Genomic DNA, 11580 nt, shown 5'->3' on the forward strand with positions numbered 1-11580 from the left:
GGGCCGGCATGGGGCGCGCGCTCGATCCGCACTCGGCGTTCATGACACCCGCCGAGTACGAGGCGTTCCTCGGCGAGATCCGCGGCGAGTTCTGCGGCGTCGGGCTCGAGGTCGGGGTGCAGGACGGCGTCATGACCGTGATCGCGCCCTTCGCGGACAGCCCGGCGGAGCGAGCGGGGATGGCTCCCGGCGACCAGATCGTGAGCATCGACGGCGCCCCGACCGCGGAGATGGGGCTCGAGGACGCGGTGGCGCTCATCCGCGGCCGCGAAGGCGAGCCTGTGTCTTTCCGCGTGCGGCGGCCGCCCGCCGCGGAGCCGTTCGACGTGCAGGTCGTGCGCGCCCAGATCAAGGTGAAGAGCGTCGAGGCGAAGCTCGTGTCGCCCGGCTTCCCCCACGTGCGGGTGAAGCAGTTCCAGGCCGGGACCGCGTCGGACCTGCGCGCCCGGCTCGAGCGGCTCACGCTCGAGGGCGGCGGGCTCGACGGGGTGATCCTCGATCTGCGCCGCAACCCCGGGGGCACGGTCGACGAGGCGGTCAAGGTGGCGGACCTCTTCCTCGCGGAGGGCGCCATCCTCGTCATCCGCGGCCGCGGCGGCGACGCCATCCAGGAGCACCGCGCCGGGCGCGGCGGCGCCTTCGAGGAAGTGCCCGTGACCGTGCTCCTCGACAAGGGCAGCGCGTCGGCGGCGGAGATCGTCGCCGGCGCGATCCAGGACCACGGGCGCGGGATGCTCGTCGGCACGAGGAGCTTCGGCAAGGGCTCGGTGCAGTACCCGTTCCCGCTCGACGACGGCTACTTCCTCAAGCTGACCGTGGCCAAGTACTACACGCCGAAGGGCCGGAGCATCCAGGCCGAGGGGATCGCGCCGGACGTGGCGATCGAGTCCCGCGACGCGCCGTCGCCCGACGAGGAGACGAAGCTGCTCGCCGCGCTGCCGGGCGAGCGGGATCTCGCCGGACACCTCGCGGGAGAAGCGGGCGGCGAGGCCGAGGGGCCTGCCATCGACGACTACCAGCTGCGCATCGCGTACCAGATCGTGCGCGGGCAGGCGCGGGCCGCGGCGGCGAAGGCGCAAGGCAAGAAGCGATGACGGGAGATCCGGGCGCGACCCGGGCGGGCGCGACGCCGCGCGTGGTCGTCGTCGGCCTCGACTCGGTGTCGCCCGAGCTCGCGTTCGGCGTGCACCGGGAGCGGATGCCGTTCCTCGCGGGGATGTGCGCGCGCGGATCGTTCGGGCCGTTGCGCTCCACCGATCCGCCGATCACGGTCCCGGCGTGGGTCTCGATGACGACCGGAAAGACCCCGGCGGAGCTCGGCATCTACGGCTTCAGGAAGCGGCTGCCCGGATCGTACCGGCTCGGGCTCGTGACGCCCGCGGATCTCGAGCACCCGCGCCTGTGGGACCTCGCCGCGGCGGCCGGCCTCGTGTGCGCCGTCGTTTCGGTCCCGCTCACGTACCCGCCCCCCGCACACCCCGGCATCTTCTCCACGAGCTGCTTCCTCACGCCGAGCGCCGCGAGCCCGTACGCGTCCCCTCCCGAGCTCAAGGAGGAGCTCGAGGCGCGGTTCGGCGCGTACATCGTCGACGTGGAGGCGCGCGGCGGGGGCGACGGCGAGCGCCTCGTTGCCGAGTGCTCCGCGATGACGCGACAGCACTTCGCGATCTTCCGCCACCTCATCGAAACGCGGGCGCCCGCGTTCGCCATGATCGTCGATCTCGGCCCGGACCGGCTGCACCACGGGGCGCTGCGCGCGGCGCTGCCCACCCACCCGCGGCACGAACCGGGCTCCCCCCTCGTACGGGCCGTGTCCGACTACTACGCGGCGCTCGACGCGGAGATCGCGCGGACCGCGGCGGCGGCGGGACCGGACGCGACGCTGCTCGTCGTCTCGGACCACGGCGTGCAGCCGCTCCGGGGCTCGGTGTGCGTCAACGAGTGGCTGATCCGCGAGGGGTACCTCCGCCTGCTCGACGCGCCGCGGACGCCAGCGCCGCTCGCCGAGTGCCGCGTGGACTGGTCGCGCACCCGCGCCTTCGGCGAGGGCGGGTACCACTCGCGCATCTTCTTCAACGTCGCGGGCCGCGACCCGCACGGGGTCGTCGATCCCGCCCGGCTCGACGCCGAGCGCGAGGAGCTCAAGGCGCGCGCCCTCGCGCTGCGCGGCCCCTCCGGCGAGCGCCTGGACACCCGCGCCGCGACGCCCGAGGAGCTGTACGGGACGCGCCGCTGCGAAAGGTTCCCGCCGGACCTCACCGTCTACTGGGATCGCCTCGGCCTCAGGTCGGCCGGCTCGGTGGGACACGGCGCGCTGTTCCTCGCGGGCGACGATCGCGGGTCGGACGACGCGAACCACGACTTCGAGGGGATCTTCGCGATCGCCGGCAGGGGCGCCCCGCGCGCCGGGAGGATCGACGGGCTCCGCGCGGAGGACGTGTTCTCCACGGTCGCGGCCGCGCTGGGCCTCGACGCTCCCGCTGGTGTCGCCGGGCGATCCATCCTATGATGAATCCATCGTGCCTTGATAACGCCCTGCGGGGCCGGGGTGTCCGAGCATGGAAGGAAACGTTCTCCTCGTCGACGGTGTCGCCGCCTATAGGACGATGCTCGCGGGAAGGCTCGACGGTCTCGGCTGCGCCGTGTTCGAGGCCGGCACGGCGGCCGGCGCGCGAAGCCATGTCGCGGCCCGCGCATTCGACGTCGCCGTGGTCGACAACTGCCTGCCGGACGAGGAGGGCGTCGCCCTCGTCACGTCGCTCCTCGACGGCGGCTGCGGGGCGAAGTTCGTCCTCGTGCTCGAGCCGACCGAGAACGCGCTGAACCCCGACGACGCTGCGGCGCAGAGCGGCGCGTCGGTCGTGGTCCGGGGCCCGGTCCACCCGAACGCGCTGATCCAGATCGTCCGCGGGATCCTCGGCGGGCGCGCGTCGACGGCACCGGTCATGAGCCCGCTCTCCTCGTCTCCGCCCGGACCGGACGCCCGTTTCCTCGGCGCCGGCCGGGCGGCGGTGCTCGTCGCCTCCGGCGACGCCGAGACGCGGGAGCACATCTCGTCGCTGCTGCGCACGCGCGGCGCGGCCGTCTTCGCGATCGGGGAGCGCGCCGAGCTCGCGGGCGCTCTCGAACAGCTGCGCCCCCAGCTCGCCATCATCGACGCCGAGCTCTCCGACGCGCACGGCTTCGAGGTCTGCAGGCAGCTTCGCAGCATCGATCCGTGGCGCGATCTGCCGATCCTGCTCCTGATCTCGAACGGCGATCCGGCCGGTCGGCGCGGCTGCTTCGAGGCCGGTGGCGACGACTTCGTCGAGAAGCCGATCTCCGAGGCCGAGCTGCTCGCCCGCGTCGAGGTGCGCGTGGAGCTCAGGCTGCTGCTCGACGACGCCGCGACCGCGGCGCGATCATAGCCCGCGTCCCCCGAAGACCGCGGTGCCGACGCGGACGATCGTCGCGCCTTCGCGAACCGCCTCCTCGAAGTCGTGGCTCATCCCCATCGAGAGGTGCGGCAGGCGCGAAGCGCCGCCGCAAGCGTCGCGCAGCGCGCGGAGCGCGCGGAAGTGGACGCTCGTTCCGGCCGCGTCGAGATCGAAGGGCGGCAGGGTCATCAGCCCGAGGAGCTCGAGCCCCGGTGCCCGCTCGACGGCGGAGATCACGGCCAGGGCGGCGTCGGGCGCGCACCCGGACTTCTGCGCCTCCTCCCCGACGTTGACCTGGACGAGGCAGGCAATCCGCCGCCCGATCTCGACGGCGAACCGGGACAGCTCCGCGGCGAGCCGCTCGGAGTCGACGGTCTCCACGATCGCGGCGTACGGCGCGACAAGCCGCACCTTGTTGCGCTGGAGGTGGCCGATGAAGTGCCACCGCAGCCCGGGGAGATCGGCGAGCGCGCCGGCCTTGTCCCGGAGCTCCTGCGCGTAGTTCTCGCCGAAGTCCCGCTGCCCGGCCGCGTACGCCTCCCGGATCGCGTCGGGGCCGTGGGTCTTGGAGACGGCGACGAGCGTCACCTCCGCCGGATCCCTGCCGGCGCGCCGCGCGGCCTGCGCGATGCGCCCCCGCACCTCGTCGAGGTCCCGTGCGATCCCGCTCATGGTGCGAGGAACCCCGGCATCGCCCCGACCTCGATGAGCGCGCGCGCCACGAGCGAGATCGGGAGGCCGACGACGTTGAAGTAGTCCCCGTCGATGCGCGCCACCAGGAACGCGCCGATGCCCTGGATCGCGTACGCCCCGGCCTTGTCCATGCCCTCGCCGGTCGCGGCGTAGCCCCGGACCTGCTCCTTGGAGAGGGGGTGAAAGAGGACCTGCGTCTCGGCGGTCCGGGAGATCCAGGGCCCGCCGCGCCGACCCACGGCCCACCCGGTGATGACGGTGTGCTCCCGCCCGGAGAGGCGCCCGAGCATCGCCTCCGCCTCGGCCCGATCCGCGGGCTTCGTGAGCACGTCGCGGCCGAGGACGACGATCGTGTCGGCGCCGACGATCCACGGCGTTCGGCCCTTCCGCGCGAGCGTCTCCGCGACGGCGCCCGCCTTCTCCCGCGCGGCCCGCAGGGCGTACGCGCCCGGCGCCTCGCCCGCGGCCATCGCCTCGTCGATGTCGGCCGGCACGACCTCGAAGGGGATCCCCATCTCCTCGAACATCCGTCGCCGCCGCGCGGACGCGGAGGCGAGGACGATGTCGATCCGGCTTCCCATGCCGGAATCCTAGCCCGGTGCGCCCCGCTGTCAATCGCGACGGGCCGCGGCGGAGGCGATCCGCGTGCCCCCGAAAGGGCGCCCGAGCGCGCCCGCTGAATTTCTCCGCGCGCGTGGCACGGCGAGAGGGACTGTGGTAGAAACTGTCGGGTTCACCATGCTCAAATCCCTCTTCTACCCTGATGCGATAGCGGTTTTCGGCGACTCGGCCGCGCCGGGCGATCCGATCCACAGGCTGGTGGGCAACCTCGTGGCGGGCGGCTTCGGCGGCACCCTCGTCCCGGTCGTCCCGGACGGCGGCGCCGTCACCGGGATCCCGTCCCGCACCTCGATCGCCGGATCGGGCGTCGAGATCCAGCTCGCGCTCCTGTGCAGCGGGCGCGAGGCGATCGGCCGCCACCTCGACGCCGCCCTCGAAGCCGGGGCGCGGTCGATAGTCGTCCTCTCCGAGGATCTCTCCGACGCGGAGGGCCGGAGGCGATCGGTCGGCCTCGTCGAGACGTGCAGGTACCGGGGCGCGCGGCTGCTCGGTCCGGGCTCCTTCGGCGTCCAGAACACGGCGCACCGCATGAACGCCTCCCTCTTCGCGCAGATGCCGCCGCCGGGCTCGGTCGCGGTGCTCTCCGAGTCGCGCTCGCTGTGCGCCGGCATCCTGGACCTCGCCGCGGCGCGGGGCCTCGGCGTGAGCCTGGTCGCGAGCCTCGGCGACGAGGCCGATCTCAACGAGAGCGACATCCTGTCGTTCTTCGCCTCGGACGAAGAGACGCGCATCGTCGCCGGCTATCTCGAGAGCATCGTCTCGGGAGACCAGTTCATCAAGGTCGCGGAGGCGGTCACCTCGGTCAAGCCCGTGGTGCTCCTCAAGGCCGGGACCACTCCGGCCGGCGAGCGCGCCATGCGCCGCCACCTCGTCGGGACGCACGCCGCCGACATGGCGTACGCCGCGGCGTTCAAGCGCTCGGGGGTCGTCCGCGCCGAGAACTTCGACGAGCTCTTCGACTTCGCGAAGATGCTCTCCGCGTCCCCCCTGCCCCGCGGCGAACGGCTCGCCCTGGTCGGCAACACGAGCGGCGCGGAGGTGATGGCGTCGGACACGGCGAGCTCGTGCGGGCTCGATCTCGTCGAGCTCTCCGAGGAGACCCTCGCGCGCGTCGCGGCGGCGCTCGGGAAGGCGGCCGCCCCCGCGAATCCGATCGACGTCGGGCGGGACGTCCCGCCGGAGAAGCTCGGGGAGGTGCTGCGGATCCTCGAGCAGGCCGACGAGGTCGATGCCGCCGTCCTCGTGATGGCGCCGCTCTTCCCCGAGCGGCTCGAGGCGCTCGCGGAGGCCGCGGCGCACGCGCACGGCACCGACAAGCCGCTCGCCGCGGTGTTCCTCGGCGGCGCATCCACCGGCCCCGCCCGCCGCGTGCTGCGGGACGCCGGGATCCCGGAGTACCCGTCGCCGGGACGCGCCGTGCGCGCCGTCTCCGCGCTCAGCGAGTACGCGTCGTGGCGCCGCCGGCCGCCGCGCATGGTGACGCGCTTCCCGGTGAACCGCCGCCGCGTGGAGCGCATCATCAACCGCCACACGCGCACCGATCGGCTCTTCGTCGACGAGATCGACGCGAAGGAAATCCTGCGCGCCTACGACTTCGTCACGCCGATCGGCCAGGTCGCCGACTCGGCGAAGGAGGCGATCGAGATCGCCGAACGCATCGGGTTCCCGGTCGCGCTCAAGATCCACTCGCCGGACATCGAGCGCCGCTCGACGTACGGCGGCGTCCGCCTGAACCTCGCCAACCCCGAGCAGGTGCGCGACGCGTTCGATCTCACGGTGCTGCGGATCAAGGACCGGTTTCCCGACGCGCGGCTCGAGGGGGTGTACGTCGAGAAGATGTGCCCGCGCGGCCGCGAGGTCGTCCTCGGCATGGAGCGCGATCCCCACTTCGGCCCGATGCTGATGTTCGGCCTGGGCGGCATCTTCGTGGAGGTGATGGAGGACGTCGCCTGCCACCTGGCGCCCATCACCGCGGAAGAGGCGCAGCAGATGCTGCGCTCCACGCGCTCGTACGGCATCCTGACCGGGAGCGGCGACGAGAACGTCGACCTCGACGCCATCGCCACCGGGCTGCAGCGCGTGAGCCAGCTCGCCACGGACTTCCCGCAGGTCGCCGAGCTCGAGATCAACCCGCTCGTCGTCGGGAAGCAGGGGACGGCGCCGGTGGTCGCCGGCGCGCGGATGTCCCTGCGTCGAGCGCCGGAGGAGCATTGATGCGGTCGCGGTCGATCACCGACATCCCCAGGCCGGCCCACGATCCCGGCTGGCAGGACACGTACGCGCACATGATCGCGACGGCGAAAGACGCCATCGCGCGCGTCCGCCCGGGCCAGCGCGTGTTCATCGGGACCGGGTGCGCGCAGCCGCAGGAGCTCGTCCAGGCGCTCACCCTGCGCTCGTCGGAGCTGCCGGACACGGAGATCGTCCACCTCCTGACGATCGGCGAGGCGCCGTACGCGCACAAGAAGCTGAGCCACTCGTTCACGGTCAACAGCTTCTTCATCGCCGACAACGTGAGGGACTTCATCCAGGAGGGTCTCGGCAGCTACACCCCGATCTTCCTGTCGGACATCCCGCGGCTGTTCCGATCCGGCCAGATGCCGCTCGACGTCGCGCTCATCCAGGTCACCCCCCCCGACGAGCGCGGCATGTGCTCCCTCGGGATCTCGGTCGACATCGTCAAGAGCGCGGCGGAGAACGCCGGGCTCGTGATCGCCCAGGTGAACCCCGCGATGCCGCGCACCCACGGCGACAGCTCGCTGCACGTGTACGACATCGACGTGCTCGTCCCGACCGACGCGCCGCTCATCGAGTTCACGCCGAAGGCGCCGACGGAGATCACGCGGCGGATCGGCGGGTTCGTCGCCTCGCTGGTCGAGGACGGCGCGACCATGGAGCTCGGCATCGGCTCGATCCCGCACTCGGTGCTCGAGTTCCTGGGCGACAGGAAGGATCTCGGCATCCACACGGAGATGTTGACCGACTCGGTCATCGACCTCATCGAGAGCGGCGTCATCAACGGCGCGCGGAAGTCCATCGACCGCGGCAAGGTCGTGGCGAGCTTCTGCATGGGATCGCGGCGGCTCTATTCGTACATCCACGACAACCCCGTCTTCGCGTTCCACCCGACCGAGTACGTGAACGACCCGTTCCTCATCGGACGTCAGGCGAAGATGGTCGCGATCAACGTGGCGCTCGAGGTCGATCTCACGGGCCAGGTGTGCGCCGACTCGCTCGGAGACAGGTTCTTCTCCGGAATCGGCGGGCAGGTGGACTTCAACCGGGGCGCCGCCCACTCCGCCGGCGGAAAGGCGATCATCGCGATGCCGTCCACGGCGCGCGACGGGACCATCTCCCGCATCGTCTCCCGCCTGAGCCCCGGGGCCGGAGTCGTCACGACCCGCGGCGACGTCCACTACGTGGTCACCGAGCACGGCGTCGCGTACCTCCACGGGAAGAGCGTCCAGGAACGCGCGCTCGCGCTGATCGCGATCGCGGATCCCGCATACCGGCCGCGGCTCCTGCGGGAAGCCATCGACCTCAAGTACGTGCGCTCCGAGATGGCGGACGTGGAGGGACGGATCATCGTCGGCCCGCAGGATCTCAGGACGAAGGTGCTCCTCGAGGACGGGACACAGGTGAGCATCCGGCCGATGCACCCGACGGACGAGATGCCGATGAAGGAGCTCTTCTACGCGCTGTCGCAGCAGAGCGTCTACTACCGCTTCATGTCGCACCTGAAGCGCTTCCCGCAGAAGCAGCTCCAGAACTTCGTCTTCATCGACCACCGGAACGAAGTGGCGTTCGTCGCCACCGTGCCGGAGGCGCACGGCGACGAGATCATCGCCACGGGCGGGTACTTCCTCGACCCGATGACCAACCGCGCCGAGGTCGCGTTCGTCGTGCGCGACTCGTGGCACAGCCGCGGGATCGGCACGTTCCTGATGCGCTACCTCACGACCGTCGCGAGGCGCAACGGCATCGCCGGCTTCACGGCGGAGGTGCTCCGGCAGAACAAGGCGATGCAGACGGTCCTGCACAACTGCGGCTGCAAGGTGAAGAGCCGGCTCGTCGGCGACGTGTACCACTTCGATCTCGACTTCCATTGATGTTGCCATGGAGGCTCCCCGTGGACGGTACGACGCTGAAAGAACTCGCTGAACGACGCGCCTCGGTGCGCTCCGCCGCGTCCGACGTCGGCGCGCGGCTCGACGGGCGCATCCGCGAGCTCCTCGGGCGCAGGATGCCCGGCGCGGAGGACGACACGGTGCTCGCCCTCCTCGACGGCGAGACCGCGCGCGTCGCGCGGCGCACCGGGTGGAGCTCCCTCGTCGTCAGGACGAACGCCGACGCGACGCGGGCTTCCGTGTACGTCGGGCCGAAGCTCCTCGACGAGGCGATCCTCCCGAGATCGGACGGCGCGACGGACTCCCCTGCGACGCGCGCCGCCCTTGTCCTCCGCTGGTTCGCGGATCGCGGCCTGCGGTTCTCCGAGCTCTCCGGGATCGCCGCGGCGGGCGGCTACCTCTCGGCGGTCCCCCCCGGCACCTACCGCCTGTGTGAAGACATGGTCTCGGATCTCGATCACGGCGCGCTCGCCCACCCGGCGAACCTCGCGATCCCGACCGCGCTCCTGCTCGCCGCCGAGATCGGCCCCGACGCCCTCCGCACGACCACGGATCCGCGCTCGAGCGGTCTCGTCGACGCGGCAGAGCGGCTCGTGCTGTCGTCGCGGTTGAGATCGCGCGGCGAGACGGCCCACGTCGCGAGCCTCCGGGCCGCGGCGAGCCTCGTCGCGAACGCGATGGGGGCGCCGCTCGCGGAGCTGACGATCATCGCCGCCCACCTCGGCCCCGAGTCTTCCGCGGCGCGCATCGCGGGCGGCCGGTTCGAGCGCTTGGCCCCGAGCTTCGGCGCGCTGCCCGGCGCGGCGTCCTCGGGCGCGCTTCCCCTCGCGGAGCTGCTCCTCGGCCTCGCGAGCCACGACCTTCGATCCGACGAGATCGCCGCCGAGGTGCTCTCGGGAGGGGGCGGCCTCGCGATCTTCGCCGGCGCCTCCGACGAGGGCCGGAAGGCGTGGGTCGGCCCGGCGTTCGCCCGCGAGGCGGCGGCGGGCGTCCTCGCGCTCGCTGCGGGGGGGGCGCCGGTCGACGCGGTGGTGCTCACCGGCGAGCTCGTCGAGGACGCGGCGATCGCCGCGGCGGTCGTGAACAACATCCCGCTGGACGCGCCCATCGTGTGCGTGCCGGGCACGCTGGAGACGAGCGCGCTCTGCGCCGGGCTTCTTCGGGCGTGCGCCGATCCGACCGCCGCGGCGGACTACGTCGCGATCCGCGATCGCACCGCCGCCGAGCGCGCCGAGCAGGACCGCGCCCTCGACGCCGCGCTCTTCGGCGCGGAGCGTGCGCAGCGCGCCGTGCCGAGGCGCCGCGCGTGCTCCGTGAACGACATCATCCTCGCCGCCTCGGGGAAGGACGGCGACGCGCTGCCCGTGATCGCCATCGCGGGCGCGGACAACGAGGAGGCCCTGCTCGCGTCCAAGCTCGCCAACAACGAGGGCGGGGTGCGCCTCGCGCGGTTCCTGCTGGTCGGCCCGTACGGATCGATCTCCGACCTCGCCTGGGAGCTCGACGTCCCGATCGACGAGGAGAACTACTTCGTCGTCGACTCGCAGCGCCCGGTGGACACGGCGGTCGCGCTGTACGCGGACGGCGTCGCGGACATCGTCATGAAGGGCGCGGTCACCACGGCGGAGCTCCTCAAGGGCTACTTCTCCGGGCTGAAGGCCCGGGGGCTCGCCCGGCCCGGCCTGAAGCTGAGCCACATCGGGCTCTTCGACGTCCCCGGCCGCTCCAAGCTGATCGCCATCGCGGACGCGGCGCTGAACCCGGACCCGGATCTGGATCTGCGCGCCGTGATCCTCGAGAACTCGCTCGTCGCGCTCCGGGCGCTCGGCATCGATCGGCCGAAGGTCGCCGTGATCTCCGCGACGGAGAAGCCGAGCGACAAGGTGCTGTCCTCCATCGAGGGAAGGAAGATCGCGGAGCGGTTCGAGGGCCGCACGGATCTCATCGTCGAGGGCCCGATCTCCGTGGATCTCGCCCTCTCCCCCGATGCGGCGCGCGAGAAGCACTACGGCGGCCTCATCCGGGGCGACGCGGATCTGCTGCTCGTGCCGACGATAGACGTGGGGAACGCGATCTACAAGTCCCTGACCGTGGCGGGCGGGGCCACGACCGCGGGCGCGGTCATCGGCGGCGCGGCGCCCATCATCCTCACCTCGCGGGGTGACAGCGCGAGATCGAAGCTCTCGTCGATCGCGTTCGCAATCGTGCTCGCGAGGCGATCCGCACAGGAGGCGAACCGATGAGCGACCTTTCCCTCAAGGAGAAGCTCGGCGCCCGGCTCCACGTCGCGCCGCCGTCGTCCCTCTCCGAAGGCGCGCTCTTTTCCGACGAGCGAGGCTGGTCGGAGTTCCTCGCGGCGACGGCGAAGGAGCCGGACGCCTTCTTCCTGCGGCTCGCGGGCGAGCTCGCGTGGCGTGCGGCCCCGGCTTCGTCGGGCGCGCCGGGCGACTGGTTTCCTGGCGGCGAGCTGAACCTCGCCGAGGTCTGCCTCAAGGCGGGCGACGCCGAGGCGGCCTGCCTCCTGTGGCCCGGTGCCGACGGGCAGATCCGCTCCTGGACCCGGGCGCAGCTCGGCGAGCGCGTCGGGGAGCTCGCGGCGCGGGTCCGCGCCCTCGGGCTCGTCGCGGGCGATCGGGTCGAGGTGCTCTCCGCGGGCGGTCCGGATTTCGCGGTCGCCCTGCTGGCCTGCTTCAGCCTCGGGCTCGTCGCACAGCCGTCCGGCC

9 protein-coding genes are annotated in these 11580 nt (G+C 72.3%); 7 read left to right on the forward strand and 2 right to left on the reverse strand.

Going from position 1 to position 11580, the window contains the following annotated elements:
* The 3 genes from M0R80_28445 to M0R80_28455 form a co-directional block, all read left to right on the forward strand.
* A partial coding sequence (locus M0R80_28445; protein ID MCK9463568.1) for a S41 family peptidase occupies positions 1-1094 on the forward strand: 1094 nt, incomplete at its 5' end.
* A complete protein-coding gene (locus M0R80_28450) occupies positions 1091-2509 on the forward strand; it encodes an alkaline phosphatase family protein (GenBank protein ID MCK9463569.1) in 1419 nt (472 codons plus the stop codon). The genes M0R80_28445 and M0R80_28450, both read left to right, overlap by 4 nt.
* 49 nt (positions 2510-2558) lie before the next feature.
* Positions 2559-3407 (forward strand): response regulator, encoded by an 849-nt coding sequence (locus M0R80_28455; GenBank protein ID MCK9463570.1) that lies wholly within the window; start codon positions 2559-2561, stop codon positions 3405-3407.
* On the opposite strand, the gene M0R80_28460 is transcribed toward M0R80_28455, so the two are convergent.
* Together M0R80_28460 and M0R80_28465 are read right to left on the reverse strand one after the other, a co-directional pair.
* Positions 3402-4088: a YggS family pyridoxal phosphate-dependent enzyme gene (locus M0R80_28460; GenBank protein ID MCK9463571.1), complete on the reverse strand. Its 687-nt coding sequence runs from the start codon at positions 4086-4088 to the stop codon at positions 3402-3404. The genes M0R80_28455 and M0R80_28460 overlap by 6 nt on opposite strands.
* Entirely contained in the window at positions 4085-4690 is a 606-nt protein-coding gene (locus M0R80_28465) for a Maf family protein (protein MCK9463572.1), read from the reverse strand. The genes M0R80_28460 and M0R80_28465 overlap by 4 nt, the downstream gene beginning before the upstream one ends.
* A 157-nt stretch (positions 4691-4847) precedes the next feature.
* On the opposite strand from M0R80_28465, the gene M0R80_28470 reads away from it, so the two are divergent.
* From M0R80_28470 to M0R80_28485, 4 genes are all read left to right on the forward strand, one after another.
* On the forward strand, positions 4848-6944 hold the full coding sequence (locus M0R80_28470; protein MCK9463573.1) for an acetate--CoA ligase family protein: 2097 nt from the start codon (positions 4848-4850) through the stop codon (positions 6942-6944).
* Positions 6944-8839 carry a GNAT family N-acetyltransferase gene (locus M0R80_28475; GenBank protein MCK9463574.1) on the forward strand — a complete coding sequence of 632 codons (1896 nt, stop codon included), beginning with the start codon at positions 6944-6946 and terminating at the stop codon, positions 8837-8839. The genes M0R80_28470 and M0R80_28475 overlap by 1 nt, the downstream gene beginning before the upstream one ends.
* A 20-nt stretch (positions 8840-8859) precedes the next feature.
* A complete protein-coding gene (locus M0R80_28480) occupies positions 8860-11100 on the forward strand; it encodes a phosphate acyltransferase (GenBank protein MCK9463575.1) in 2241 nt (746 codons plus the stop codon).
* On the forward strand, positions 11097-11580 hold a 484-nt coding region (locus tag M0R80_28485), incomplete at its 3' end, for an AMP-binding protein (protein MCK9463576.1). The genes M0R80_28480 and M0R80_28485, both read left to right, overlap by 4 nt.

It is taken from the genome of Pseudomonadota bacterium (assembly GCA_023229365.1).
Lineage (GTDB): Bacteria > Myxococcota_A > Polyangia > JAAYKL01 > JAAYKL01 > JALNZK01.

Coding starts and splice junctions, on each gene's coding strand:
- M0R80_28455 (MCK9463570.1), top strand. CDS start 2,559: ATGGAAGGAAACGTTCTCCTCGTCGACGGTGTCGCCGCCTATAGGACG.
- M0R80_28460 (MCK9463571.1), bottom strand. CDS start 4,088: ATGAGCGGGATCGCACGGGACCTCGACGAGGTGCGGGGGCGCATCGCG.
- M0R80_28450 (MCK9463569.1), top strand. CDS start 1,091: ATGACGGGAGATCCGGGCGCGACCCGGGCGGGCGCGACGCCGCGCGTG.
- M0R80_28475 (MCK9463574.1), top strand. CDS start 6,944: ATGCGGTCGCGGTCGATCACCGACATCCCCAGGCCGGCCCACGATCCC.
- M0R80_28470 (MCK9463573.1), top strand. CDS start 4,848: ATGCTCAAATCCCTCTTCTACCCTGATGCGATAGCGGTTTTCGGCGAC.
- M0R80_28465 (MCK9463572.1), bottom strand. CDS start 4,690: ATGGGAAGCCGGATCGACATCGTCCTCGCCTCCGCGTCCGCGCGGCGG.